The 26177-nt window shown below is 59.9% G+C and carries 20 protein-coding genes and 3 pseudogenes; 9 read left to right on the forward strand and 14 right to left on the reverse strand.

The genetic code is table 11. From position 1 onward, the window contains the following. Positions 1-117 precede the first annotated feature (117 nt). Together KHO33_RS06925 and KHO33_RS06930 are read right to left on the reverse strand one after the other, a co-directional pair. Complete coding sequence (locus KHO33_RS06925; protein ID WP_200564255.1) at positions 118-474, reverse strand: hypothetical protein; 357 nt, start codon at positions 472-474, stop codon at positions 118-120. A gap of 75 nt (positions 475-549) precedes the next feature. Continuing rightward, positions 550-1020, reverse strand: a pseudogene (locus KHO33_RS06930) (glycosyl transferase); the annotation flags it as partial. Positions 1021-1406: 386 nt separating this feature from the next. On the opposite strand from KHO33_RS06930, the gene KHO33_RS06935 reads away from it, so the two are divergent. The 3 genes from KHO33_RS06935 to KHO33_RS06945 all read left to right on the forward strand — a co-directional run bounded on the left by KHO33_RS06935 (position 1407) and on the right by KHO33_RS06945 (position 3722). After that, positions 1407-2075 carry a nuclease-related domain-containing protein gene (locus KHO33_RS06935; RefSeq protein WP_200564257.1) on the forward strand — a complete coding sequence of 223 codons (669 nt, stop codon included), beginning with the start codon at positions 1407-1409 and terminating at the stop codon, positions 2073-2075. A 264-nt stretch (positions 2076-2339) separates the two neighbouring features. Continuing rightward, positions 2340-2948, forward strand: coding sequence for a hypothetical protein (locus KHO33_RS06940; RefSeq protein ID WP_200564258.1), 609 nt, complete (start codon positions 2340-2342; stop codon positions 2946-2948). A gap of 63 nt (positions 2949-3011) precedes the next feature. Further along, on the forward strand, positions 3012-3722 hold the full coding sequence (locus KHO33_RS06945) for a nuclease-related domain-containing protein (protein ID WP_200564473.1): 711 nt from the start codon (positions 3012-3014) through the stop codon (positions 3720-3722). Between the two features lie 45 nt (positions 3723-3767). On the opposite strand, the pseudogene KHO33_RS42015 reads toward KHO33_RS06945, so the two are convergent. Continuing rightward, a pseudogene (locus KHO33_RS42015) lies at positions 3768-4176 on the reverse strand (glycosyl transferase); the annotation flags it as partial. A gap of 1886 nt (positions 4177-6062) precedes the next feature. Further along, positions 6063-7163 (reverse strand): MraY family glycosyltransferase, encoded by a 1101-nt coding sequence (locus tag KHO33_RS06950; protein ID WP_200564260.1) that lies wholly within the window; start codon positions 7161-7163, stop codon positions 6063-6065. 269 nt (positions 7164-7432) lie between these two features. Here KHO33_RS06950 and KHO33_RS06955 point away from each other — a divergent pair, with 269 nt between their 5' ends. Then, a complete protein-coding gene (locus KHO33_RS06955; protein WP_200564262.1) occupies positions 7433-8983 on the forward strand; it encodes a methyl-accepting chemotaxis protein in 1551 nt (516 codons plus the stop codon). Between the two features lie 39 nt (positions 8984-9022). On the opposite strand, the gene KHO33_RS06960 is transcribed toward KHO33_RS06955, so the two are convergent. The 5 genes and pseudogenes from KHO33_RS06960 to KHO33_RS06975 form a co-directional block, all read right to left on the reverse strand. Continuing rightward, positions 9023-10453: a mannose-1-phosphate guanylyltransferase/mannose-6-phosphate isomerase gene (locus tag KHO33_RS06960; RefSeq protein ID WP_200564264.1), complete on the reverse strand. Its 1431-nt coding sequence runs from the start codon at positions 10451-10453 to the stop codon at positions 9023-9025. Positions 10454-10623: 170 nt separating this feature from the next. Further along, a pseudogene (locus tag KHO33_RS42020) lies at positions 10624-10906 on the reverse strand (UDP-glucose 4-epimerase); the annotation flags it as partial. 336 nt (positions 10907-11242) lie between these two features. Continuing rightward, entirely contained in the window at positions 11243-11620 is a 378-nt protein-coding gene (locus KHO33_RS06965) for a hypothetical protein (protein WP_200564266.1), read from the reverse strand. Positions 11621-11671: 51 nt separating this feature from the next. Continuing rightward, positions 11672-12742, reverse strand: coding sequence for an integrase domain-containing protein (locus KHO33_RS06970; RefSeq protein WP_200564268.1), 1071 nt, complete (start codon positions 12740-12742; stop codon positions 11672-11674). Positions 12743-14178: 1436 nt separating this feature from the next. Continuing rightward, entirely contained in the window at positions 14179-14439 is a 261-nt protein-coding gene (locus tag KHO33_RS06975; RefSeq protein ID WP_200564270.1) for a hypothetical protein, read from the reverse strand. A 510-nt stretch (positions 14440-14949) separates the two neighbouring features. Between KHO33_RS06975 and KHO33_RS06980 the strand changes: the two genes are divergently transcribed. Beyond that, on the forward strand, positions 14950-15573 hold the full coding sequence (locus tag KHO33_RS06980) for a hypothetical protein (protein WP_200564272.1): 624 nt from the start codon (positions 14950-14952) through the stop codon (positions 15571-15573). A gap of 360 nt (positions 15574-15933) precedes the next feature. On the opposite strand, the gene galE is transcribed toward KHO33_RS06980, so the two are convergent. Genes galE through KHO33_RS07000 form a run of 4 tightly spaced genes read right to left on the reverse strand, consistent with a single transcriptional unit; the run spans position 15934 to position 20259 of the window. Beyond that, the gene (gene galE, locus KHO33_RS06985) at positions 15934-16956 is read right to left on the reverse strand and encodes a UDP-glucose 4-epimerase GalE (protein WP_200564274.1); all 1023 of its coding nucleotides are present in this window, start codon (positions 16954-16956) and stop codon (positions 15934-15936) included. Positions 16957-16969: 13 nt separating this feature from the next. After that, positions 16970-18118, reverse strand: coding sequence for a glycosyltransferase family 4 protein (locus tag KHO33_RS06990; protein ID WP_200564276.1), 1149 nt, complete (start codon positions 18116-18118; stop codon positions 16970-16972). 51 nt (positions 18119-18169) lie between these two features. Then, entirely contained in the window at positions 18170-19000 is an 831-nt protein-coding gene (locus KHO33_RS06995) for a glycosyltransferase (protein WP_200564278.1), read from the reverse strand. Continuing rightward, entirely contained in the window at positions 18997-20259 is a 1263-nt protein-coding gene (locus KHO33_RS07000; RefSeq protein WP_200564280.1) for an oligosaccharide flippase family protein, read from the reverse strand. Before KHO33_RS07000 ends, KHO33_RS06995 begins: the two co-directional genes overlap by 4 nt. A 304-nt stretch (positions 20260-20563) precedes the next feature. On the opposite strand from KHO33_RS07000, the gene KHO33_RS07005 reads away from it, so the two are divergent. The 4 genes from KHO33_RS07005 (at position 20564) to waaA (ending at position 25467) form a co-directional block, all read left to right on the forward strand. Next, positions 20564-21958 (forward strand): phosphomannomutase/phosphoglucomutase, encoded by a 1395-nt coding sequence (locus tag KHO33_RS07005; protein WP_200564282.1) that lies wholly within the window; start codon positions 20564-20566, stop codon positions 21956-21958. 162 nt (positions 21959-22120) lie between these two features. Beyond that, a complete protein-coding gene (gene waaC / locus KHO33_RS07010) occupies positions 22121-23122 on the forward strand; it encodes a lipopolysaccharide heptosyltransferase I (RefSeq protein ID WP_200564284.1) in 1002 nt (333 codons plus the stop codon). Positions 23123-23183: 61 nt separating this feature from the next. After that, complete coding sequence (locus KHO33_RS07015) at positions 23184-24068, forward strand: Kdo hydroxylase family protein (protein ID WP_200564286.1); 885 nt, start codon at positions 23184-23186, stop codon at positions 24066-24068. Between the two features lie 82 nt (positions 24069-24150). After that, on the forward strand, positions 24151-25467 hold the full coding sequence (gene waaA, locus KHO33_RS07020) for a lipid IV(A) 3-deoxy-D-manno-octulosonic acid transferase (RefSeq protein WP_200564287.1): 1317 nt from the start codon (positions 24151-24153) through the stop codon (positions 25465-25467). A gap of 47 nt (positions 25468-25514) precedes the next feature. Here waaA and ureG read toward each other — a convergent pair whose 3' ends face one another. After that, the gene (ureG, locus tag KHO33_RS07025) at positions 25515-26168 is read right to left on the reverse strand and encodes an urease accessory protein UreG (protein WP_054041789.1); all 654 of its coding nucleotides are present in this window, start codon (positions 26166-26168) and stop codon (positions 25515-25517) included. Between the last annotated feature and the right edge of the window lie 9 nt (positions 26169-26177).

Consider the following 26177-nt stretch of genomic DNA (forward strand, 5'->3'; position numbering starts at 1 on the left):
TTTGCAGGTGCGGCTTCAAGACGTTCACTCCCTGAACTCCTTCTTGTTCGAAGGAGACGAAGATAGACGTCCTGCAACACCTCTCCCGGCGGCTTTAGTGGCTCAGCCGACGGGTCGTCAGGTGGGGGAATTTGAAGTGACCATACCCGGAGGAATTTGACCGACCGCCGGGGCGCAATCGTCCAGCGAACGGGACACACGCCGGAACCGGGCATCCCTGACAAAAAGCTCCACCGGACCGTGTGGCATGCATAGATCGATGGATATGCGCGGGTCGATCAGAAGCCTCTGTGACAGATCCATAATGGAGTCACCGATAGTGGCCCAGTCGTAATACCAGAGTAATTTTTTGACTTTTCGTGGCGCGGCATCAGCTATCAAAAGCTGCTGGCCGGAGAGAAGCATCAAGGCGATTCGCTTGACGGACGAAATAGATATCATGTCGATCGGGATGACGCCAAAAGTCCGGTTCATTGCGGGCCCCTGGCGATTCATGGATGCAACTGATGATATTCGTGCCGACTGCGTTCAGGCAGATATGTCCTTCGACTATCGCTTCCCCTTCCTTACCACCATCCACCTCGGTGACTTGAACCGCACGATGTTCATATAGAGCCACACATAAGTCGCCGCAAACACCACCACAAAGCAGAACAGATGCAGCGTATGCCGCCAGAACAACGTCGCCGGTACGACTGCGATCAGGCATAGCAACCACAGATACGGCGACGTCAGCGAGTTCCGCCGCGTCAGCTCACGAGCGGTACGCGCACCCACTGCCCAACGCATCAAGCGCTTATAAACCAGCATGTGCAGATGCACGCCGTCGGGAATTCCAGGCGACATCCCGCGAATGAACTTCTTCCGGTAGATCGAGAAGCAGGTCTCGAAGATCGGGTACATGAAAAGCAGCACCGGATACCAAGCCGACACATCGCGATTGCGGATCACCAGCATTTCCGACAGATCGGCAAGCATGATGCCGATGGAATACGCCCGGCCGTCGCCAAGGAGAATCAACACAGAGGCGTTCCCTTGACTTCTTGTTGAGCGTGGCATGCTCAACTCATCGAGATACTGCCCTGCGATATGACCATATGCCTGCCTGCGTCAGTCAACCGACAGTCTTGGCCGGGCACCGTCGAACTTCGCAACCCGACGGGCGGACGCGAGACTGGAGCGCTAGCGGGCGTTGAGACGCTTCGTCGGTCCGTGTGGGGTGATCATGGCTGTCCGGAGAGAAGCTTCTCTCGAGCGCCGAATTGCAGCCATTGAAGATATCACGACTTAAATCACCTCACCGATCCGTATGAAACTATAAGTCATACTAAATAACATGCTGATAGTTCTTGCAGATGGTAGATGAATTTGTCCGTTCCCTCTGCAGTCAACAAAAGGAAATGCAAATGAAACAGAATAAGGCACTGTTTTCTCTTGTGGGTACAGATACACCCCGTAGTATCGCCTGCCCGCAGGAACCGGCTGCGGATTTCACTGGGCCGACCGGCGGCCGCGATGGCTGGGTGGAGCGTCAACGCCGTTTGTCTCTTCCGTTAACAAAAAACGTGGCAGCGGTGGTGCGGGCAATGTCAGACCGTGCGTTTGTTATACGCCGTGGCGTCATAATTGAGCACGCACCAGGCACGCGCAACCCGATGACGTGGATCGACTGTCTCGCTGTGACTGAGTTTGGAGCGTTTGTCATTGATCGATACGATTGGACAGGGACCGTGAGGCGTACGATAAACGAGGACGAACTCCTTGTGCATGAAAAGCCTGGTGTTGTTTCGGTGCGGACGTCTCCATTACGCAGGGCGAAGCCCGCTCTCCGGCATTTGCGTGGCCTACTGGCCGAATACGGCTGCCCGGTCGAATGCATTGCAGTATTCGCCGCATCGCACTGTGTGCTTGATCCCACGTTGCCGGAAACAATTCTGCAAGCGTCTGAGTTCCATCATTTTATGCGTGCGCGGTTGAATCGCTTTCGCGACAGCCATCGCCGATACCTTGATTCCGAGAGAATCGGCAAATATTTACAGTTGCGATGTGCGGATTGGGGCAAGAGCTATAAATAGGGCGAAATGTTGCTTTACTGGCTTCGGTCATTAGGCAACCTGGTGACGCTTCATGATCTTCACCCAGCTTCTGTGGCATGTCATTAATGCTTTGGGGGGGGCGGCGCGATCAAGAGCTAAGACGATATCCGTAGCCAACGTGCGGTAGTTCGAGACGAGGCGTTGGCGGTTCTCCGTGACTCATTCGGCTTGTGATTTTTGAATAGTATGCCTGAATGCATGATCGAGAATCGCGAGCTTCATGTCATGGCACGAAGCCACGCTATGGATCTCGCCGTGATTGCCCGCAGCAGTCTGCCACTTGAATTCAGGCGGGAATACCGCAGGCTCGCCCGAGGTCGAGTCACCTCGACGTATGATCGGCGCACTGGTGCCAAGGAGCCGGTGCCGGCGGAAACGCAATGTCGGCGGGTGGCAGGGGTATTGGCGGGATTCGAGGGGCTGCGCGCCGGCGGATGTGCGTTACAAACGCCGCTAAACTTCTCCAGCAAGCATTTGCGGTTTCTCATCAGTCTTTGGTCCGTGCAGCAGATGACATTTCAGGAGGTGGCCGAGAGACTCGAGCATTGGCGCCAGTTTTTATTGTGGATCAGAAAGCGCGTGCTGATTGCCCTGCTCAATACGACTCTTATCTCAGGTGCATCGAATGTCCATAATGAATATCTCCGGTGCTCGCATGCGGCTACCTATTCGCGACCAGACATTCCGGTGCTCACACCTGATAAGGCCATGGAGGCCATCATGGAGCACCGAGGCAACCTGCGCAAGGCGGCTCGCGCGCTGGGGACCACGACACATTCCGAATGTGAGGCCCTCAGAGAGGGTCGTCCACAAGACAGGCAGCTTGTTCCGGGGCTCACAATCCTGACCTGACGCTTGACTTCTTCTGGCACTCGATACGCTGGTTTCACCTACGTCAATAAAGGAGAAACCAGCATGCTGATTCAAACAGTCTTCGGGCTGATGGTCGCGTTGTTCTACGCGTATGTAAGCTTCAACGATAAGCTTTTGCCCGATGCAGACGCTTCGAAAGGGCGGACGCCCTCTTCCCGGGACCGCGGGGAGGAGGGCGAGAGGCAGGTGTCGGCCGAGTTGCGGTGGCACCTCGCGCGCCTGTGTGGCGACGACTGGTTAGTACTGGACGGTCTTATCCTGATTCACGCGCCGGGAACCACGTTTCCGACCGCTGAAATAGATCATCTGGCGATCACGCCATTCGGAATTTTCGTGATCGAAACGAAGCATTGGGCCGGTGTCGTGACACGTGGCGAAACCGATGAGACGCTGACGCTGACGACGGTTGATGGTCAGCGGCTCGTGCGCACGTCGCCACTCCGGCAGAACGCGGCAAAAGTGCGGTTTCTGCGCGACTTGCTCCCACCTCGCCTGTGGATCGTTGAAGGTTTAGGTGTCTTTTCGCATGAAGCGGCAATGGTAGCTCCCACGCTTCCAGCGGCGCTGCTCGAGCGTAGCGAACTTTACCGGCATCTGAGGGTACGTCAACAGCAGTTTGCGCGCACCGGGACGGGGCGCCTGCCCATTCGCACGATCGCCAACGTGATCCTGCAACATGCAGACACGCGTCCGGAAGCTCTAGCTGAGCACCGGGAACGCATACAGGAGGCCCGCGCCCGCGGACAAGGCTGAGCCGGACCTAACGCTGCTGACATGGGGAGGGATAAGCCGCGCTTGCCGCTTCTCCTTCCCCACCATCATCCATTTAGGCGACCTGAACCGTACAATACTCACATACGGCCAGACATGCGCGACCGCAAACACCCCCATTAAACAATGGCGAGCGTATTTCGCCAGAACGACGTCGCCGGCACAATCGCAATCAGACACAGTAATCAGAGATAGGCCGACGTCAGCGAGCCCCGCCGGGTCTCAACCGCAGTCCGCGTGCCCACGCCTAGCGCATCAGCCGCATACAACCAGCATATGCAGATGACGCTGTCAGGAATTCCTGACGACATCTGGCAAATAAACTTCTTCCGGTCGATCGAGAAGCACGTCTCGACGACACCGGACACACGAAGAACAGCACCGGATGCCACGCGGACACGCCGCGATTGCGCGCGACCAGCATGATCGACCGTTCGGTACGCGTGAGCGATGCCGCTACACCGGGCAGTCGCTCATGCGACCGCTGGAGGAACTCGCGTGGACGACTCCGCTGCCATCTTTGCGCAAGCCTTTGCGCCGTAGGTCAACGTCCGTCCAGTCCCCTCCACGATGGCCGCAGCAGCGCTCACGCACTTTCTGCGGTACGGCGCGCCTCGCCGTTAATCTGACCGCTTTGACAAGACTCACTGCCGCCGGCATTTTTTCAGACGGTCGGGACGCGTGTTACGGGCGCCCGGCCATGGACACCCGGTAGGTGGCGACGTCGAGATTCGTTGCTTGCTGTGGCTGCACGCTCGACCGGGCTACGGTTTTCCGGGCTCGATGCCAAATTGCAGTTCTTCATATTCCGTGCGACGGTCTAACGACCGAGCTGTCTTGACTTCTCATTGATCTCGGCAAGATGAAATCACCGAAAGCGATTTCATTGAGCCATGCACTCCAAAACACTGTATTGCCGCGGTCCCGGCGTGAGCGCGGGTTGCGCGGAACGCAGAGGCGGTCATAAGGACGTTCGCAACAACCCTCCCGATGGCGTTCGCCACAACATCCGCAATTCTGGGCGCGTCGCGGCTTTACCGCCTGGCCGGGTTTTCACTCGAGATCGTGGTGCGTCTGGCTGTGGGTTGCTTTATCCGGCTTCGAGCCAGTCGGAGGGCGCCCTCCGATGAAGCGGAAAGCAACGATTGCGCATGAACAACATCGATTGAAGCGGCCCGCGGCGCTCGCTGACGCGGAAATAGCGCATCTCGAAACGGTGGTCCGTTACTTCGTCAACACTCGCGCGGACGATGCTTCGGAATACTTCGGCCTAGGATATTGGCTCGCTCGCATCGCAGACATCGGTGAGCAGTTTTATCTCGTTCCTGCTCAGCAGCGACGTCTCACCGCGTTGCGGACAATGCTTGTGGGTGCAGCACCGTCAAAACCGGCCGCGTGTGCGCATAAGTGCCGCGTATGCAGCCATTGACATCCGATAGCCCCCTCAGGTGTCCGATTCGCAACTTCGGCAATCACGCGCGGCAAGATCATCGCAGATCTTGCAGATATCAGCCTTGAATCTGTCGGAGGTGATCGACGCGGTCCCCAACCGCACCCGCTCTCCACGGCTACCGGTACATGATTGCCTGCGACCGGCTGCAACATGAATTCCGGAGGGAATTCTGCCGGCTTGTCCAGGCTGCGGTTACCAGGACTTATGATTGGCTTACTCCGGAAGGATCCCGTGCCGCCCTAAACTCAATGTCTCCGTGTGGCGGACATATCGGTGGGTTTGAGAGGTGGATACGCTCCGCAAACACGTGGAACTTAGACAGCAAGCATTTGCCGGTGGTCATCAATCGCTGGTCCACGCAGCAGCGGACATGTGAAGATGTGGCCGATAGAATCGAGCATTGTTCTTGGTGGTTGAAACGAAGCATTGGACTGGTGTGGTCCCACACGGTGAGTCCGGCGATGCGGTCACGCTTACGCCGGTTTTCGGGCAGCGGTTCATACACGCCTCGCCAATAAAGCGGAGTGCGGCGAAGCTTCGGTTTCTGCGCAATCTCCTTTCGCCGGGGCTGTGGGCCGTCGAAGGGCTTGGTCCCTTTTCCATGAAGCGATAGCGTTGGCTACCATGCTTGCAGCGGCATTACCTGAGCGTAGCGAACTGTATCGACGCCTGCGGGTGCGCCAGCAATAGTTTATGCGCATCGGGATGGGGCGCCCGCTTATTCGCACGATCGCCGACGTGGTCCTGCAACACGCAGGCACGCGCCCCGAAGCCCTCGTTGATTACCGGCGACTCATACAGGAAGCTCGCGCGCGCAGACAAGGCTGAGCCGACCTAATGCTGCCGATATGGGGAGGAGTGGGCGGCGCTCACCGCCGCCCCTTCCTCACCACCATCCACTTAGGCGACTTGAACCGCACAATGCTCACATACAGCCAGACATACGCCACCGCAAACACCACCACAAAACAAAACAAATGCAGCGTATGCCGCCAGAACAAAGTCGCCGGCACAACCGCAATCAGACACAGTAACCAGAGATAAGGCGATGTCAGCGAGTTCCGCCGGGTCAACTCCCGCGCAGTCCGCGCACCCACCGCCCAGCGCATCAGCCGCTTATAAACCAGCATATGCAGATGCACGCCGTCGGGAATCCCTGGCGACATCCCGCGAATGAACTTCTTCCGGTAGATCGAGAAGCAGGTCTCGAAGATCGGGTACATGAAAAGCAGCACCGGATACCAGGCAGACACATCGCGATTACGCATCACCAGCATGATCGACAGTTCGGCGAGCATGAAGCCGATGAAATACGCACCGCCGTCGCCGAGGAAAATCAGCCCCGCCGGGAAATTCCAGATGAAGAAGCCGAGCACTGCGCCCATCATCATGAACGACGCCGACAGCACGATCGGATCGGACACCTGGAACGCCACATAAGCGAGCGAGGCGAACATCATGAACGCGACCATCGACGCGAGGCCATTGAAGCCGTCGATGATATTGATCGCGTTGGCGAGCGCCGCGACAGCCAGCACGGTGACCGCGCAGGAGATCACCGCGTACGAGAGAAGGAAGTCGAGCGGCGGCACGCTGATTCGTGTCACGGCGATATTCAGCAGGAAGTAGGCCAGAGCGGCGGCTGCCATCGTGCAGACGAGTCGCGCGAGCGGCGAGACGCGCTTGGTCAGATCCTCGACGAGGCCCGAACCGAATGCCGGCATGCCGCATGCGATCAGCCCCAGGATGCCGCCCGACACAGCCGGATACGCATGATGCAACTGCACGGCGGATACGATTAGCCCGACCAGAATCCCGGCCCCGCCGATGCGCGGCACCGGGCGCACGTGGAATTTCTGCACGCCGGTCAGATCGGTATCGGTCGAGAATTTTTCATGCAAATGCGCATAGCGCACGATCAACAGCGTGATCAGCAATGAAACGAGAAAGCCGAGCGCAAAACTAAGCATGAAAGTGAGCCTGAGCGAAGACGCCGAATTATACAAACGAAACGCATGGTGCCCAGAAAAGCAGCGCTCGTGCCATACCGGCAAAAAATCCCAGATAGTGAAGCTTTGACTGCCCGCAAAGCCAAGCCTGTCATGGATTCCACCTATGCGGCGGGGTCTCGCGAGGGCCGTTAACCTAGATGCGGTGAAGTGTTGGTTGCCGGCGAAAAAGACGATCGCCGGCGCATCACGGGGTTCGCCGCCGATCCATGAGACGTTCCGGAGACCCAATGCTTAACAACATCACCATTCGTGGCGGCCTGACGCTAGTGATCAGCGTATTCGTCGCTTTCCTGCTGACCGTGATCGGCGTCGGCTACGGCGCGCTCAAGCTCGCCAATAGCAGCCTCGACGAAACGCAGCACAGCGCAGCGGCCCTGTCGCATCTGAAGGCGAGCTCCGAGAAGCTGCTGCAAGTGCAGCTCGCACTCGGCTCCTATCAGACGCTCTTTAGCGTCGGCAAGCAGACGGACGACCTGTTGCCGGCCGCGCATAAGGTGCTGGTCGAGTCGAACAAGGACTTCGCCGATTACATGACCGGCCCGTTCGCAAGCGAGGACGAGAAGAAGCTCGCGCAGAACGTCGAGCAGGCGCGCAGCGCGCTCGTCGACAAGGCGATCGAGCCGGCGTTCAAGGCGCTCAACGACTTCGACTTTAATACCTTCCGCAACATCCAGGGCGAAACGGCGAACGCCTTCTACGCGACCTATTCGAAGGCCATCGACGCGCTGCAGCGCTTGCAGACGGACAGCCAGCTCAAGCAGGCTGAGACGGGAGCACAGCGGTTCCAGCTTGCGACGCTGCTGTTCGCGGGGATCGGCGCGATTTCTATCGTGATCGGTGTGATGGCGCGGGTCGGCTTGTCGGCGGCGGTGATCAAGCCGGTTAATGTGACCATTAAACACTTTGAGCGCATTGCCGCAGGCGATCTGACGATCGCCATCAAAAGCAGGTCACGCAACGAGATGGGTCAACTACTCGGCGCATTGACGAAGATGCGTGACGGTCTCGTTGAGACGGTGGCAAAGGTGCGCGGCAGTACGACGGCGATTACGCAAGGTGCAAACGAGATTGCTGCAGGCAATGCCGATCTGTCGTCGCGCACCGAGCAGCAGGCGGCGGCACTTCAACAGACCGCGGCGAGCATGGAGCAGTTATCGGCGACGGTGAAGCAGAACGCGGATAACGCGAAGCAGGCGAACCGGTTGGCGCAGGGTGCGTTGGATACGGTAACGCGTGGCGGCGCTGTGGTGTCGCGCGTCACTGAGACGATGGATGGCATCAGCGAATCGTCACGCAAGGTGGCTGAGATCATCGGCATGATCGAGGGGATCGCGTTTCAGACGAACATCCTCGCGTTGAACGCGGCCGTGGAGGCGGCGCGGGCGGGCGAGCAGGGGCGGGGCTTTGCGGTGGTGGCCTCGGAAGTGCGTAGTCTCGCGCAGCGCTCGGGCTCGGCGGCGAAGGAAATCAAGGAGTTGATCGGCGAATCGGCCGCCAAGGTGGAGCAGGGGGCATCGCTCGTGTCCGACGCACAGAAGACGATTCACGAAGCCATGGACGCGGTTCAACGCGTCACGGGCGTCATGAATGAGATCGAGGCGTCAGCGCTCGAACAGAGCGACGGCATCGAACAGGTCAACAAGGCGGTCTCGCAGATCGACGAAGTCACGCAGCACAATGCCGCGCTGGTCGAAGAGGCCGCTGCGGCGGCCAAATCGCTGGAGGAGCACGCAGTTGCGTTGCGTGATGCAGTCGCGGTGTTTCAGGTGGCGGATTAGCGCGCTCGGTCTCCGTGGGCCGGCCCCGGATCTGGGCACTTATGCCTTCTCCGCCCGGCCATATGTGTCTTCGAATCGCACAATGTCATCTTCACCGAGATAGGCGCCGGATTGCACTTCGATTAATTCGAGCGGGATCTTGCCCGGGTTCTTCAGGCGGTGCGTGATTCCAAGTGGGATATAAGTCGACTGGTTCTCTGTCAGGATGATCTCGTTCTCACCGTTCGTCACGAGTGCGGTGCCCTTCACGACGACCCAGTGCTCGGCACGGTGATGATGCATTTGCAGGCTTAGCTGCGCGCCAGGGCGGACCACGATACGTTTCACCTGGAAGCGATCGCCGCCGTCGATGCCTTCGTACGAGCCCCAGGGGCGTGCCACACGACGATGCGTGACTGACTCGTGGCGGCCCGCCGCATTCAACTGGGCGACGATTTTCTTGACGTCCTGCACCTGGTCCCGATTGGCGACCAGTACCGCGTCAGCAGTTTCGATGATGACGACATTGTCGAGACCGATGGCGGCTACCAGTCGATGCTCCGCGCGCACATATGAGTTGCTCATCGCTTCGGTGAGGACGTCGCCGAGAAGTGCATTGCCCTGGGCATCGTGTTCCGCAAGGTCAGCAAGGGCAGTCCACGAGCCGATATCGTTCCAACCGAGGTTGGTTGTGGCAATGACCGCAGCGCGCTTTGTTTTCTCCATCACGGCGTGGTCGATTGAAACGTTCGGGCAGGCGGCGAAGGCTTTCGCGTCGAGACGCGTGAAGTCGTTGTCGAGCTGCGCCCCGTCGAGAGCAAGTTCTGCCTGTGCAGCGATTTCTGGCGCGTAGAGGCGCAGTTCTTCCATGAAGATGGAGGCCTGCAGCATGAACATGCCGCTGTTCCAGAAGTAGCCTCCTTCACGAAGGAAACGCTGTGCCGTGGCCTCATCCGGCTTTTCGACGAATGCGTCCACTGCGAACGCATGGGTGTCGCCGTCAAGCTGCGCACCTGCACGGATATAGCCATAGCCGGTGTGCGGCTCAGTGGGTGCAATACCGAAGGTGACCAGATAACCGTGTTTGGCGATCTCAGCCGCGGCTTCGGCTGCTTCGACAAACGCCGTCTCGCCGGTAATGACATGATCCGATGGCAGAACGAGCAGGATGGATTCCGCGGATTCGCGCATCGCCGCCAGCGCGGCGACCGCAATGGCAGGCGCGGTGTTGCGGCTGACAGGCTCCAGTACGATCGAAGCCGGTGCGATATCCACCTGTCGCAACTGTTCAGCGACCAGGAAGCGCTGGTCGTTGTTCGTGACGACGATGGGAGCCGCAACATTCTTGATACCGCGCAGGCGTAATACAGTTTGTTGAACCAACGTGTTTTCGCCGGTCAACCTGAGGTACTGCTTCGGGTATCCACCTCGCGACATTGGCCAAAGTCGGGTACCGCTTCCGCCGCAAAGAATCACTGGATGAATATTCATGGTCTCACTTCCTCCCGTCGAGTTTATTTTTTGTAGACGTCCATCTTAGCGCAAGCATAAGGCGAAGCATTGAGTCACGGCTTTGCTCAAGAATGGCGACGCGCCCCGCGCGCTTTGCATGTCAACTGCAAGAGCGCACCACCGCAGAGTGTCGATCGACACGCAGGCGGTCCCTGCGGATTCCCCACCTGCCGCCGCCAGTGATTCGCACCATCCGTTCGATTCCAGCCCCCGCGCGCCAGCCGAGCATATCAAATGCCGTCGCGGGATCGCCAAAACACGAAGCCACGTCGCCCGGCCTGCGAACCCAAATTTCATGGGGCATAGATCGCCCGAAGGCCTTCCCGAACGTCTTCACGAGATTGATTACGCTATGCCCCTGGCCCGTCCCAAGATTCACAACAAACTGGCGCCACGCTTGAGCATCGCATCGAGCCTGGCCAGATACCCGCGTAACCGCCACGTTCCAAACGGGGATCGTGGGGCGAGATCATACATTCGCGGGGATGTACATAAGTGGATCAGGAAATCTCGTAGGGCCATTGGACTATGTTGCCCGGCCTTATTGAAAACCGGTTGGTCTTGGTAAACGTTTCGGTTTTTGCGTATTGGGGCCCTCCGAAAGTATCCGGGCGCTGGCCGGCGAAATGTCGAGTCGACATGTTTGGTCCCTGTTTCCTGACGTTGATCTGGTGCAGAGCTCGCCAACATCCGGCCGCAAGACGGCCTGCGGTTCCATTGCGAAACTCTAACGATTGATCGAGGCGGGAGATGGCGGGTTGCCACAAGTTATCGTACCGCCGCGGCGAGTACCTTCACGAAGCGGTAATTGCCATTTTTATCGTTGGCAAGTCGTTGTCGCTTTACGTGCACGCTCAATGGCGCGAGCTGTTCTATGGCACAACCTGATTCCAGCAGAATCATCCTGATCCCCGCGAGCATCATCAAAAATAGTTCGACGTCTATACATTGCGACGATTGGCGCTCTACGAAGCCGGACAATGTCGCTGCGTCGATGTCTTCGAGTCGAGAGGGAAGTTTGTCGCACTGGACGAGAAACCCTTCGAGCGACACCCACGCGTCCAGCATGATCGTGCTCATGGTGCTATTGCTTCCAATTTTATCGATGCAATGCATTACCTGATCTTTAAGTGAGGATTCCTGCATATAAAACTCCATGGTCGTGGTTGTATGCGCTAGCTAGAATTCGAGCCGTAGTCAGCTCTTCGGACGCGAATCATGCGGTTCGCACCCGAGATTCGATCGGCCAACGGGATAGCCGCTAAGGGCGCTGTGTCGAAGCTTGGCCTCCTTGCGCGCATCAGCGCGAGGGAGCTTATTCGCAGGGCGCCGTCGGTGAGCTTCGGCCTGGGGAAGGGAAATATAACCTTCGAACCTGATTTTGATAGGTTGACAATAGTGTTCGAGAATCATCTGGGTGCGAGTAGGTCCGTGGCCCATCGATTCGCTGAGTTGGACCAGTACCTCGTATGGTGCGGTCCCGGAGTCCAGCATTTCGGAAGCGGCTGCCAGCGCATACGTGTAGCGGAGAGAGTGGAAACTTACCTGGCCGAGCATCCCAGCACGACGAAGTAGCGCTTTCAGTCGGTTCATCGCAGACTTGAGAGTTTTTCCGCTACCAGTGATCAGCTCAAAATCGTGCTCTTGGCAATAGGCCAAGGCTGACCTGATTGCCTCGATCGTATCTTTCTGGTTGCGCTGGACTATCCGCACGTCTCTTGGCCTCGCGTTTTTCGCGCCTCTCATGAGCGGAATGCTGCTCTCGCCACGCATGAGCGCGTCAAGCCACATTTGCAGGTCACGTGGGCACATCAATGCCTCTTTACGCCGTAGGCCAAGATGCAGCGCAAGCGAGATCAGGTGCATCAGTCCCATGTCTATGCGTCTCGCTCTGGCTAGCAGTTCCTGAGTCTCGCTGACGGTTTGGGCGCGCTTTGTGCCTTTGCGCACCCTTCGTGTCAAACGGAGTCTCCTGTTGCCGCACGCTTCGTCGATATCGCGTCCCGCGGTCCCGGACGTTACCCGGATTGCCGAAAATATGTTTGCCAGAGTGCCGGCAGCCTTTCCCTGCGCCATGCAGTACTGGGCGTAGGCATGAATTACCCATGTTGGCAGTTGATCAATTGAGGCGTGTAGTTCCCCGACTTGCCTCGCGAAGCGCAGAAGACCGGTGGTATCAAAACGTCTGTTCTGCTGCGTCCCATAGCTTCCGCCTGCCTTTTTGCTACTGACCGCTGCACTGTGTATCGCTTGTGACATCATGCCCATCGCTTTTGCCTCCTTGTCGTCCGCAAGAAAACTTACGTTCGCGTGTGCGGGATGCGCGAACGGGCCCCTGTCACGATCAGTTCGTGACTTATCTTCATCGTCGTGCGATGTCGTCAATAACGTGCCGGCGGACTGGGGTCGCGAAGGAACCGGGCGCGTGCGTTGGAGGTGTTCGTGATAGGAGCTGGAAGGGCGGGTGAGGCGTTGAGCTTGGGGATCCGTGACGGATAGAGCCCTTCGGTTTGCAAGTGGCGGGGAGATGGATGCCCGGACAGGACGCTATCGCTGCTGAGTGAGCGACAGGCGCGAAAGCGAGTTGCTTCCAGGTGCCGTAAGACACCTGCCTCTTGGGCTGGTTGAGTGCCGAAGTCGGCGTTTGACACGCTCCTAGGTTCCGTCAGCTTTAACTACTAACGGACAGGAGGTCGGTTGACTATTCCTCGCGCAGCATTAACTGGTGCGAGGTAGGCCATATGTGGCGAATGCGAAACTCTGCATCAGAGTTTCGCTGTGGCCGCCGTGCTTGGCGCGGTAACCAGGCGGAGTCATAGGCCGCGTTGTGCGCGGCGTATGGTGGGCGGCTAAAGGAATTTAACTTGAATACTTGTAAAGAATCGGCCGGATATTGATGCGGCGCAGTCAAGTTGGATGGCTTGCTGATCTTAAAGCCGAATTGTGTTGAGAAAAGCTAGTTCAACAGCGTGGCGATAGTTGGCATCGAAGTGAAGGATCGCGAACGATAAACGTTGGTCGGCAGCGAAACCGCAAAACTTACCTTCTTGGCGAGGTTCGCTTGGAACCCTCAAGTCAAACAGTGAGCGTTTCCGAACTTCTCGCGGAGCGCTCCTTTGTCGACGCTTCAAATGAGTCTGTGAAGCGTCAAGTGGCGCCGAACGGGTTCGGCTTTCGCACTTCGACCTACGGCTGCAGAAATGAGCATGCCATCATGGGCTGACGAGCGTATTGCGAAAAATCGGGGAAAACCTCCCCCAGACCCCCTGAAACAGAGGGTGTAGTTGTCGATGCTCGTGACGTGAGCGAACGGTGCATGTCGCACGGCAATACCTGTAAAAGTTATTAAATCATAGGAATGGAGCGGACGCCAGAGGGTAGCGTGGAATATCTCTATGGCCGCTAAAGATCGTCTGCAAAAGGTGATAACCCGCCGCTCTCATTCAGTAAGGCGCGAAGTGCAATGACGCAGGTCCCGGAGTCGGAATGAAGAGAGCACACTCGCGCGCGCGGGCATTCCTGGGAGTAGAAAACTGTGCGAACGGCTCCCGGACTCCTGGACCCGGCCAGGAGTCAGAAGTCTTTCTGGCGAAACGCTATGGAGCAACTGGGCAAGCCGCGCTCACATACCGGGGGCGTCTCTCTCGAAAAGTCGTCCAGAGGTCTCGTGGGTACCTGCTGCGATAGCTACGTCTACGGAGTACTCAGGTCGGATTGCCATCGCGCCGGAAATAGGGCGAATCTCGCCGCGAAGGCGGTACAAATGGCGCGGGCTCATGCCTGAAATCTGCATCGTCAATTTCGTGGCCGCAGTGCGGGCAATGCAGCCCAGGGGCATGCGCCTGGGCGGGACGCTGTAAGCCAGCAATGCGCCGTTCCCGCTGTTCACGGAGGCCTCGTTTCATCGACCAGTGAATTCCCATCATCATCAATCCGATGCCCAATGCCAGCAACCCGATGTCCATGGTTATTCTCCCGCTGTTATGGTGCAAGTAGCATAGCATTGCGCTGTAAAGTACGCGTGCTTGCCGCACCCGCCATTCAGAATTTATACTGCTGCTCAGCGTCTTCGACGCATCGACTTTAACCGCCACAGCCGCCGCGTTTTTCTTGGGCCGGCTTGACGGAGAGGGCGCTCGCCCGTTCTTCCTGCTTCATTTTTGTGGCGCCATCTGTGGCTAGCTTTGTGCTGTCCGCCGTATAGGCCGTCTCCTGTTTCCTCTCCCCCGCGTGACTGCATGTATCCCGCCACCGTCCTCTTGAGGATTTGCGGGTCCCTTGCGGCCAACTGCGCGCTGTCTTACCGGTCGTCGGCATCGTGCGACGGCTCGTCATATCCATAGCGAACGGCGCGCGCGGCCTGATAAACAGCGCACACAACCTAGCCGGGTGGTGCCGCATCCTGCGCGCACTGCTCATGGGTCGCCGTCTCACACGGCGTCGACCGCCCAATTTCTCATTCAAGGGAAAACAGCATGCAAGCCGTCTACGACTACCGATATGTGATCACATGCAGCACCCTGCCTGCCGTATTCAAGCGGGAGTTCCGCAAGCTCGTCAGAAATAGAATTGATTCTTCGCTAGATGTGCGAACAGGCCGCTGTTACGCGGTTCCGGCCGAAGTGCAATGTCGGAGAGTTGCCGTTCTGCTCGAAGGGTTTCGGGTTCTGCGCGCGGGTGGCTTCACGCCCGAAACCCCGTGGAACCTCAGGAGCAAGCATCTTCACTATCTGAGGTCCCGCTGGTCAACCGAAGGCCTGCCGGAACAAGCAGTCGCCGAGAGACTGAGGCACTGGCGTGAATTCGTCGTGTGGATCAACAAGCTCGGGTTGCTTCCAATCCTAAGCCTGTTTCCGAGAGAAACCGCACCGCGGGCGCGACATACGCGAGCGCCTGACGGGGCGCTGGTACACGACAACACGCTTCCCGCGATTCCGGTACTCACGGAGGCCATAGTAATGGCCGCGCTTACAGAGCATCGAGGCAGCTTGCGGAGGGCGGCCTACGCGCTCGGTACCACGACGGCCGCGGTGTGCCATGCGCTGACTGGCGGTCGCGCACGCGATGAGGCCATTCCGGGGCTCACGATACTGAACTGACTGCGGACTCCGGACAGGCGCCGATAGGCCGTTTTCATTTTGGTCAGGGAGGGACCTGGCATGCTGAAGAAACGGTTTGACTTCGTCGCTGTACCGCCCTGCGCTCATGTCCGGACGTATGAAGCTCGACGCGACACTTGAGGTGTCGCGTCACCCCCGGGCGCTACGGACATGCACGCCCTTTGTTTAACGCGAGTCCGAGCCGCGCGATGCGAATTCTCCGCGTCGATGCGTCTGGCTTGACGACCACTCCATCGTGGTCTTGCCCGCTGGGTCCAATACTGCAATCGACGGCGACGGAATCCCTGCGTGGCGATTCGCCTTGCCGCCGTCGATCTTCAAACCATTGCCGCAGTGTTATCAGGCAAACCCCTGCGGATTCCCCTCCTGCCACCGCCAGTGATCCGCACACATCCGCTCGATCCCAAACTCAGCGCGCCATCCGAGTACATTCAAAGCTGCCGCCGGATCTGCAAAACACGAGGCCACATCACCCGGCCGCCGCGCCACGATCTCATAAGGCACAGGGCGCCCCGAAGCCTTCTCGAACGCCTTGACGACGTCGATCACGCTATACCCTTGCCCCGTCCCGAGATTGACGACAAAGCTGGCATCGCGCTTAACTAGCGCATCCAGTGCTGCAAGATGCCCACGCGCCAGGTCCACAACGTGGATATAGTCCCGCACCCCGGTGCCATCCGGCGTCTCATAGTCGCCACCGAACACCCGCAGCTTCTCGAGCTTGCCGACAGCAACCTGCGCCACATACGGCATCAGGTTATTCGGAATGCCGGCCGGATCCTCCCCAATCAACCCGCTCTCATGCGCGCCAACCGGATTGAAATAGCGCAGCGTCGCGATCCGCCAGGACGCATCCGCCACTTCCAGATCACGCAGAACCTGCTCGGCAATCAGCTTCGACTGACCATAAGGATTCGTCGCCGACAGCGGAAACGATTCATCGATCGGCGAGCTCTTCGGCACGCCATACACCGTTGCCGATGAACTGAACACGAACTGTTTCACGTTGCGATCGCGCATCACGCCGAGCAGCGTCAGCAAACTGCCGACGTTATTGCTGTAGTACTCGATCGGCTTGGCGACCGATTCGCCCACGGCTTTCAGCGCCGCAAAGTGAATCGCGCCGGTGATCGGGTGTGCGTCGAAAATACGGTTGAGCGCCGCTTCATCTCGTGCGTCGGCTTCATAGAAGCTCACGGCCTTGCCGGTGATTTTCTCCACGCGCCGCAGCGATTCGCGGTTGCTGTTCACGAGATTATCGATTACCACGACGTCGTAACCGCCGTTGAGCAGTTCGACACATGTGTGCGAGCCGATAAATCCTGCACCGCCCGTTACCAGAATCGTACCCTTCGTGGTCATTGCTGTTGCTCCGTTAAAGTAAAACGCCCGTCATTTTCTGCACCAGGTCTTTATACGTTTCGACGACCACGCGTTCGTCGAATTCTTTCGCGACTTTCTGTCGGCCGCGTTCAGCCATTGCGCGGCGCTCGGCGCCGCTCATGTCGAGCATCTGCGCCAGCTTCTCCGCGAGACTCGCGGCATTGCGCACTTCGCACAGCAATCCATTGACGCCGTCCGCCACCACTTCACGGCAGCCGGGCACGTCCGTCGTCACAATCGGCCGGCCCATCGCCGATGCTTCCATCAGCGTGCGCGGCACGCCTTCACGATAGGAAGGCAGGACGACGCAGTCCGCATCGGCGATAAAAGGCCGCACGTCGTGCGCCTCGCCAAGATACTCGATGATGCCTTCCTGCTCCCACGCGGCTACTTCTTCGCGTGTGATCGCGCTGGGGTTGTCGACGCCAACCGGGCCGAGCAATTGGAACCGCGCCTGAGGATAACGTTCATGCAAGCGCCGCGCGGCTTCGACATACTCGGCCACGCCCTTGTCCCACAAGAGCCGCCCGATCAGCACGAACTTGAATTCCGCCCGCTCCGGCAGCGGCGTGAAGGCGAATTGTTCGAGATCCACGCCTTCGCCATGCAGGAGACGCGCACGTTCAGGATGCACCAATAAATTCTGCTCGACAAACGCGGCCTGGTCGTCGCGATTCAGAAACCAGATTTCGCGCGGGAAGCGGAAGGCGAAACGGTACAGTTTTTTGGCGACTTGCGCAGCGCGGCTCTGCTGGATGAATACGTAACCGAGCCCGGTCGTCACCGCTACCGACTGCACGCCCGCCAGTTTCGCGGCGACCGAGCCGTAAATGTTCGGCTTGATCGTGTAGTGGAACACAACGTGCGGGCGGATGCTTCTGTACAGACGATACAACGACAAAAGTGTGCGCAGGTCTTCGCGCGGACTGGTGCCTTTGGAGGCCACCGGCAATTCGATGCAGCGGCACCCCATCGCGGTGAGCAGCTCGAACGTGCGGTCGCGCGGCGCGAGCACTGTTACGTCGACGCCGCGTCCAACCAGCATGCGGATCAGCCCTTGCCGATACGTATAGATTGCCCAGGCGGTGTTACAGACGAGTGTAATGCGTAGTGCGGGCGTCGATTTAAAGGCAGGCTTCATGCGGGAACGGGCTCGACGGTGAATGACAGGGTGAATGACGGAGTAACGGAATCAATGGCCCGCACGCGGCGCGAGCAGCGTGCGTTTGACCCGCTGCAATGCGCGGTAAGGCGTCACGAAGTGCAGCAGATTTTTGGCGAGACCCAGCCAGTCGTACAAGTTGATGACGTTGAAGTAGCGCAGTTGCAGCCGCAGCGTCGAGCTGACCTGGCGGCGCCGTTTGGTTGCGCTGATGCCGCCTTCGTTCAGCTCGTAGTAGAGCCCGAGTTCCGGCAGGTTCGCGCAGTCGTAGCGCGCCATCAGACGCACGAACAGATCGAGGTCTTCGGCGGAAGGATAGGCCGCGCGATAGTTGCCGACCGCGCGAACCGCATCAATGCGCAGCATCATCGAAGGATGCGCGAGGCATGAACGGAAGAAGCGCAGACGCCGGATCTCGTTCGGTTCCGCGGGCGGCGTCAGCATGAAAAGCGGCTTGCCTTCACGCGTGACGACCTGCGTCCACATACCGAGGCCGGCCACTTGCGGGTGCAATTCCATGAAGACGCGTTGTTTGGTGAGGCGCTGCGGCACGCTGCGGTCGCCCGCGTCGATGCGTGCTGCGTAGCGAAAGCCGCGCTGCGCAAGGGCGTCGATGCCGGTCTGCAGTGCGCGCTCGATGCCGCCGTTCTGCGGCATGCGCAGCACTTCGATCTTCATGTTGGCGATCGCCGGCGCGACGATCGGCGGCGTGCTGCCGTCGTCGACGATCAATACGTGGATCAGCGCGCTTTCGCTGAACGAGGCCAGCGTGAGATCGACATCGGCCTGGCCGTTGTACGCGGGCATCAGGACGGCGACGTCGTCGAGAGACATTTGCGCGGCGGCGGATGAATTCGTCATGGGCGCAATTTGAAACGAATGTAATAAAGATTAACTGACGCGGCGGCGAGATAACCGGCCGCGAGGCCGACCAGCGCACCGTAAGCGCCAAGCCGCGGAATCGCCAGCAGATTGACCACGAACGCAACGGCCAGCGCCAGCAGCCACTTCGAGAGCAACACGAATTTGGCCTGATATTTCAACACGATCAGATTGCCGATCGCTTCGATGCCGGCCGGCACGGAAAGCCATACGGCCCAGCGGAAAATCTCGATGGCGCCTTCAAAGTCCGGCCCGAACACGCGGCGAATGATGAAACCCGCTAGCAAATCCAGCACGATCGCGCCGCTCACCATCAGCGCGGCGGTCATGGCGGTGAGCCGCCACACGTTGCGGCGCAATTGCGCGGCGTCCTGCACGCGGTAGACAAAGGCGGGCGCAATCGTCTGCGCGAGCATCAGCGCAAGCGTGATCCAGTTTTCGTTCAGCTGCTGCGCGGCGGAATAGCGCCCGAGGTCGGCGAAGGAAATCGCCCGCTCGAGCATCAGTCGGTCCAGTTTCAGGAACAGATACATACAGATCAGCCCGATCCAGAACACCGTGCCCGCGGTCGCGAAGTGCTTGAAGAGCGAACGGTCGACGTGCCAGCCGAGCTTGCCGCCATGCCGGTGCGTGTAGTAGATCAGCAGAATCGCACCAATGAGCGCCGATTCCGCGGCCCACAGCCAGCCAAAGCGCGCGGGCGTTGCTATCGCGCGCACCATCAGATAGACGACGCCGGCCTTCAGCACCGCGGTACTCATGCTGGTGAGCAATTGCGGCTTGCTGTACGTCATGCTTTGCAGCCACGCGTTGATCACGCCGACGAACGGTTCGCGAAACAGCATCGTGACCGCGAGGCCGGCGAGCATGGCGCCCACTAGGGGGTCGAAGAAGTGCAGCGCAATGCCGAGCCACGTGAGCAGCAGCGCCGCGACGGAAACCGAGAACCGCAGCGCAAAGGCGCTGCCGAGCACCGTGCCCAGCTGAGTTGGCGGCCTGCCGACGATGGTGGGAACCAGAATTTCCGCCCCGCACACCCAGGTGATCGGCGACAGCACCAGCAGCAGCGTGTTCGCGTACTGCCATTTGCCGAAGGTGTCAGGCCCGAAGTAGCGCGCCAGCATGCCGCTGATCGCGATGGCCACGCCGATCTGCGTGAGCCGCTCCAGCCCGAGCCAGACGATGTTGGTGAAGGCGCGGGTGACGTCGGGATTGGCGAAGCGTTTGAGCGTCAGCATCCGGTCGACACTCGCCCATGCGGTTGCACGCGTTGCACGTTTTGCAGGTGTTGTGCGGGGGACGCAACGTGCGCCAGGGCGCAATGTGTAACAGTCCACCTGGCCAACTGTCGCGGCAACATTGCAAAAGCGGGGCGTCTAAGCATTAGAATGGGCGTCTATTAGGGCATGTCCGGAAGGCGCAATTATAAGTTGGAACCGGATCGCTTCCGGCAAGGGCGCATCGCTCGGTTTAGCAGGTAGTTTTACCGATCCCTCGGCTATACGCCGGTCAAAATTTTCCATTGCACGCAAGTGAGCCATCATGATCTCCAAATCTATTTTCAAGGCGTATGACATTCGCGGTGTGATCGGCAAGACGCTCGACACTGACGCAGCGCGTTCGATCGGTCTCGCTTTTGGCAGCGAAGTGCGGGCGCAAGGCGGCGACGCCGTGGTGGTGGCGCGTGACGGCCGCCTGTCGGGTCCCGATCTGATCCAGGCGCTATCGGACGGTCTGCGTGCGGCCGGCGTCGACGTGGTCAACGTCGGCATGGTGCCGACGCCGGTCGGCTACTTCGCGGCCAGCGTGCCGTTGCAGCTCGACGGCGGCGAGCGCCGCGTCGATTCGTGCATCGTCGTGACGGGCAGCCACAATCCGCCTGACTACAACGGCTTCAAGATGGTCCTGCGCGGCGCGGCCATTTACGGCGAACAGATCCTCGCGCTGCATCAGCGCATCGTCGACGAAAACTTCTCCCAAGGCAGCGGCACGTACACCGAGTACGACATCGCCGACGCCTATCTGGATCGCATCACCAGCGACGTCAAGCTCGCGCGCCCGATCAAGATCGTGGTCGACACCGGCAACGGTGTGGCAGGCGGCCTCGCGCCGAAGCTCTTCAAAAAGCTCGGCTGCGAACTGGTGGAACTGTTCACCGAAATCGACGGCAACTTCCCGAACCATCACCCGGACCCGGCTCACCCGGAAAACCTCCAGGACGTGATTCGCGCGCTGAAGGAAACGGATGCAGAAATCGGTTTCGCCTTCGACGGCGACGGCGACCGTCTCGGCGTGGTCACCAAAGACGGCCAGATCATCTATCCGGACCGCCAGTTGATGCTGTTCGCCGAAGAAGTGCTGTCGCGCAACAAGGGCGCGCAGATCATTTACGACGTGAAGTGCACCCGCAATCTGGGCAAGTGGATCAAGGAAAAGGGCGGCGAACCGCTGATGTGGAAGACCGGCCACTCGCTGGTCAAGGCGAAGCTGCGCGAAACCGGCGCGCCGCTGGCGGGCGAAATGAGCGGCCACGTGTTCTTCAAGGACCGCTGGTACGGTTTCGACGACGGCCTGTACACGGGCGCGCGTCTGCTGGAAATCCTCACGCGTGTGGCGGATCCGAGCCAACTGCTGAATTCACTGCCGAACTCGAATTCCACGCCGGAACTGCAATTGAAGCTCGAAGAAGGCGAAAACTTCGAACTGATCGCGCGTTTGCAGCAAAACGCGAAGTTCACCGGCGCGGATGACGTCGTGAAGATCGACGGTTTGCGCGTCGAGTACCCGGACGGCTTCGGTCTGGCGCGTTCGTCGAACACCACGCCGGTGGTGGTCATGCGTTTCGAAGCCGATAGCGATGCAGCGCTCAAGCGCATCCAGGAAGACTTCCGCCGCGTAATCATGGCGGAGAAGCCGGACGCGAAGCTGCCGTTCTAAAAGCTCCAGCGGCGGCGCGGTTCTTTGTGAACCGCGGTTGCCATCGAACGCGGCGCGGGTTTCAGTTACCGCGCCGCGTTTTTTCATGCCATTTACCTGTGTCGCGATAGAATTGCCGTCCTTTCACTGCTTCTTCGGGCCGGATAGCCGGTTTTCCCACACTTGAGCGTGCAAAAGATACTAATCGTGAGGGTGTCGTCATTGGGCGACGTCGTTCACAACATGCCGGTGATCGCCGACATCCGACGCCGCCATCCCGAGGCCCAGATCGACTGGCTCGTCGAAGAAAGCTTCGTGGGGCTCGTGGAGCTCGTCAGCGGCGTGCGGCGGGCGATTCCCGTCTCGCTGCGGCGCTGGCGCAAGCGCATCCTCTCGGTCGACAACTGGCGCGAGATCGGCGCGTTTCGCCGCGCGCTCGCCGCCGAGAACTACGACCTCGTGATCGACTGCCAGGGGCTCATCAAAACCGCGTGGGTCGCGAGCATGGCGCGCGGGCCGTTGGTCGGCCTCGCGAACCGTACCGACGGCGCGGGCTACGAATGGCCGGTGCGCTTCTTCTACGACAAGCGCGTGCCGATCGAGCCGCGCACCCATGTGGTCGAGCGCACGCGCCAACTGGTGGCCGCCGCGCTGGACGACCCGCAGCCGCAACCCACCGACGAGATCGACTTCGGCATCGACACCGGGCGTGCGGCGCTGGCTTTGTCGGAGGCGAATCTGAATCTGCCGGTGCCTTACGTGGTGTTCGTGCACGCCACCTCGCGCGCCGACAAGCAGTGGCCCGATACCGCCTGGATCGAACTCGGGCAGTCTTTGGTGCGGCGCGGCGCGTCGATCGTGCTGCCGTGGGGCAGCGAGGAAGAGCGCGTCACCAGCGAGCGTCTGGCGAAGGAATTCGGCGGCGCGGCGATCGTGCCGCCCAAGCTCTCGTTGCCGGCGGTGGTTGGCCTGATCGACGGTGCCGCTGCGACAGTCGGCGTTGACACAGGTCTAGTTCACATTGCGGCGGCGCTGAAGCGGCCGACCGTCGAGTTGTACAATTTCGCCACCGCGTGGCGCACCGGCGGCTACTGGTCGCCGAACGTCGTCAATCTCGGCACCGCTGGCAAGCCGCCCACGCTGCAAGAGGTCAAATCCGCGTTGGCCGGATTCGGCCTGCTCTAATGTCGTAACGCTGTAATGCGGTGTGCTTCGCCTTACGCTCCATCCGTTTTCAAGGGCGACCATGAACGAAACCCAGATCATCGAAGTAGCGAACGCCGACTGGCACGGACGCAATCTGTCCGTGCCGCGCGAGACGCTGCTGGCCGGCGTCGAACGCGGCAAGGTGCTGTATTTCCCGAATCTGCGCTTTGCCATCGAAGGCGGCGAACAGGCCTTGCTCGATCCTGCGTTGGCCGATCCGAACCGCAAGAACATCAGCCTCGAGCCGAATGGCGGCGCGCTGCACGGCGTGGCCGGTGATGCGGTCACGCAATCGGCCGTGCGCGCGTTGATCGCGCGTTATCAGGCCAATGCGCGCACGCTGGTCGATGGACTCTTTCCCGAATACAACAGTAAGTTGCGCGTCGCGCCGACCAGCCTGCGGCTGCATCAGGTGGAAGGGCGCGAGACGTCCTGGCGTAAGGACGACAGCCGTCTGCATGTCGACGCCTTTCCGTCGCGGCCGAACTACGGCGAGCGCATTTTGCGCGTGTTCACCAACGTGAATCCGCATGGCGCGCCGCGCGTGTGGCGCGTTGGCGAGCCGTTCGAGGATATGGCCAAGCGCTTCCTGCCGCGTATCAAACCGCAGGTGCCCGGCTCGGCGTGGCTGCTGAATTTGCTGCATGTGACCAAATCGCCGCGCAGCGAATACGACCATTTGATGCTGAATCTGCACGACGGCATGAAGGCCGATCTCGACTATCAGAAGTCGAGCCCGCAGGAGACCATGCCGTTTCCGCCGGGCAGCGTCTGGGTGTGTTTCTCCGACCAGACTTCGCATGCGGTGATGTCCGGCCAGTTCATGCTGGAGCAGACCTTCTTCCTGCCGGTCAAGGCGATGGCGCAGCCGGACTGCGCACCGCTCGGCATTCTCGAGCGCCTGAAGGGCAGGGCTCTCGTTTGAGCGCCGCTGTCTGTTTCGATCACGCGGTGAAACGCGCGCTTGCATTCGGATTCGCGTTCGCGCTCGGGTGTGCGGAGTCCCGATGCTGAGGGCGATTTATAACGCGCTCTGGTGGATCGTCGCGCCGCTTGCCGTGCTGCGCTTGCTGATTCGTTCGCGCAAGGAGCGTGGCTATCGTGAGCATATCGCCGAGCGGTTCGGTTACTCGCGTGGTCGGTTGCCGGAAGACAATGCGCCGCTGATCTGGGTGCATGCGGTGTCGGTGGGCGAGACGCGTGCCGCACAACCGCTGATCGATGCGTTGATGAAGGCGCGTCCCGACGCGCGGATTCTTCTCACACATATGACGCCGAGTGGCCGTGCTACCGGCGAGCAGATTTTCGGCGACCGTGTGTTGCGCAGTTATCTGCCGTACGACATGCCGCATGCGGTGCGGCGGTTTTTGCGGGCGTGGCGGCCGTCGCTTGGTCTGGTGATGGAAACTGAGGTGTGGCCCACGCTGATCGACGAATGTCGTCGTGCGGATGTGCCGCTGGTGCTGACCAATGCGCGGATGTCGGCACGCTCGTATAAGCGTGCGGCCAAGTTCGGTCATGCGACTAAAGGCGTGTTCGGTGGGTTTGCGCGCGTGCTGGCGCAGAGTCCGTCGGATGCGGAGCGGCTTACTGCACTCGGTGCGCGTAATGTCGCGGTGCTTGGGAATTTGAAGTTCGATATGAGCACCCCGCCGGAACTGGCGGCGCGTGGCCATGCGTGGCGTGCGGCGATCGGTACGCGGCCGGTGTGGGTCGCGGCGAGTACGCGTGAAGGGGAAGAGGAACTGGTGCTGCAAGCGTTCGCCGCGCTGGGTATCGAGGATGCGTTGCTGATCCTGGTGCCGCGTCATCCGCAACGGTTTAATGAAGTGGCGGGGTTGGTCGAGAAGGCCGGTTTGCGTCTTGAGCGGCGTTCGACTTGGGCGCCTGCTGCGACGGTGGCGTCGGGGGCTGGTTCAGCTGCGGGCGGTGGTGTGCCTGTTTTGCCTTCTGACGTGAATGTATTGCTTGGTGATTCGATGGGCGAGTTGGGCGCTTATTATGCCGCCTCGGATCTGGCGTTTATCGGCGGGAGTTTGCTGCCGTTGGGCGGGCAGAATCTGATCGAGGCATGCGCGGTTGGGGTGCCGGTGCTGATCGGGCCGCATGTGTTCAACTTCACGCAAGCGACAGCGGATGCGGTCGCGGCGGGTGCGGCGGTGCAGGTGCAGGATCCGGCTGATCTGGCGCGGGCGCTGCGCGAGCTCTTCGTCGACAAAGCGAGGCGGCTCGCGATGGGCGGCGCGGCTTCGGCGTTTGCCGCGCGCCATCGTGGCGCGACGGCACGGACTGTGGATGTGTTGATGGCGGTGTTGCCGGAGTGAGGGGATGGGCGCGGAAGCGCCCTGACCTCAAAGCGCGCCTCTCTGCCTTAAGCCTTCAACAGCCCCTTCTTCTCGATAAATTTCACCACCACATCCAAGCCGTCGAGCGCCTTCAGATTGCACATCACGAAGGGACGCTCGCCGCGCATCTTCTTCGCGTCTGAAGCCATCACCTCCAGATTCGCGCCGACCATCGGTGCGAGATCGGTCTTGTTGATCACCAGCAGATCCGATTTCGTAATGCCTGGGCCGCCTTTGCGCGGAATCTTCTCGCCGCCTGCCACGTCGATCACATAGATCGTCAGGTCCGACAGTTCCGGGCTGAAGGTTGCCGCGAGATTATCGCCGCCCGATTCGATGAATACGATGTCCGCATCAGGGAAGCGCGTCAGCATGCGGTCGACAGCTTCGAGGTTGATTGACGCGTCTTCACGAATCGCCGTGTGCGGGCAGCCGCCCGTTTCGACGCCCATGATCCGCTCGGCCGGCAACGCGCCCGCTACGGTCAACAGACGCTGGTCTTCCTTCGTATAGATGTCGTTGGTGATCGCGACGAGGTCGTACTGTTCGCGCATCGCCTTGCAGAGCATTTCGAGCAGTGTGGTCTTGCCCGAGCCGACCGGGCCGCCGACGCCCACGCGCAGCGGCGGCAGTTTCTTCGTGCGGACAGACGAGTGAGCGGGATGATGAGGTGCGTTCATGATGGATTT

The sequence above is a fragment of the Paraburkholderia nemoris genome (assembly GCF_905221015.1).
In the GTDB taxonomy this organism is placed as follows: Bacteria; Pseudomonadota; Gammaproteobacteria; order Burkholderiales; family Burkholderiaceae; genus Paraburkholderia; species Paraburkholderia nemoris.

Bases quoted from the DNA above. Each gene is read 5' to 3' on its own strand.
- KHO33_RS06965 (WP_200564266.1), bottom strand. From the start codon at position 11,620: ATGCAGGAATCCTCACTTAAAGATCAGGTAATGCATTGCATCGATAAA.
- KHO33_RS06960 (WP_200564264.1), bottom strand. From the start codon at position 10,453: ATGAATATTCATCCAGTGATTCTTTGCGGCGGAAGCGGTACCCGACTT.
- KHO33_RS06995 (WP_200564278.1), bottom strand. From the start codon at position 19,000: ATGACGAATTCATCCGCCGCCGCGCAAATGTCTCTCGACGACGTCGCC.
- waaA (WP_200564287.1), top strand. From the start codon at position 24,151: ATGCTGAGGGCGATTTATAACGCGCTCTGGTGGATCGTCGCGCCGCTT.
- KHO33_RS07005 (WP_200564282.1), top strand. From the start codon at position 20,564: ATGATCTCCAAATCTATTTTCAAGGCGTATGACATTCGCGGTGTGATC.
- KHO33_RS06925 (WP_200564255.1), bottom strand. From the start codon at position 474: ATGAACCGGACTTTTGGCGTCATCCCGATCGACATGATATCTATTTCG.
- KHO33_RS06980 (WP_200564272.1), top strand. From the start codon at position 14,950: ATGCAAGCCGTCTACGACTACCGATATGTGATCACATGCAGCACCCTG.
- KHO33_RS07000 (WP_200564280.1), bottom strand. From the start codon at position 20,259: ATGCTGACGCTCAAACGCTTCGCCAATCCCGACGTCACCCGCGCCTTC.
- KHO33_RS07015 (WP_200564286.1), top strand. From the start codon at position 23,184: ATGAACGAAACCCAGATCATCGAAGTAGCGAACGCCGACTGGCACGGA.
- KHO33_RS06950 (WP_200564260.1), bottom strand. From the start codon at position 7,163: ATGCTTAGTTTTGCGCTCGGCTTTCTCGTTTCATTGCTGATCACGCTG.
- KHO33_RS06975 (WP_200564270.1), bottom strand. From the start codon at position 14,439: ATGGACATCGGGTTGCTGGCATTGGGCATCGGATTGATGATGATGGGA.
- KHO33_RS06970 (WP_200564268.1), bottom strand. From the start codon at position 12,742: ATGGGCATGATGTCACAAGCGATACACAGTGCAGCGGTCAGTAGCAAA.
- KHO33_RS06945 (WP_200564473.1), top strand. From the start codon at position 3,012: ATGCTGATTCAAACAGTCTTCGGGCTGATGGTCGCGTTGTTCTACGCG.
- KHO33_RS06935 (WP_200564257.1), top strand. From the start codon at position 1,407: ATGAAACAGAATAAGGCACTGTTTTCTCTTGTGGGTACAGATACACCC.
- ureG (WP_054041789.1), bottom strand. From the start codon at position 26,168: ATGAACGCACCTCATCATCCCGCTCACTCGTCTGTCCGCACGAAGAAA.
- KHO33_RS06940 (WP_200564258.1), top strand. From the start codon at position 2,340: ATGGATCTCGCCGTGATTGCCCGCAGCAGTCTGCCACTTGAATTCAGG.
- KHO33_RS06955 (WP_200564262.1), top strand. From the start codon at position 7,433: ATGCTTAACAACATCACCATTCGTGGCGGCCTGACGCTAGTGATCAGC.
- galE (WP_200564274.1), bottom strand. From the start codon at position 16,956: ATGACCACGAAGGGTACGATTCTGGTAACGGGCGGTGCAGGATTTATC.
- KHO33_RS06990 (WP_200564276.1), bottom strand. From the start codon at position 18,118: ATGAAGCCTGCCTTTAAATCGACGCCCGCACTACGCATTACACTCGTC.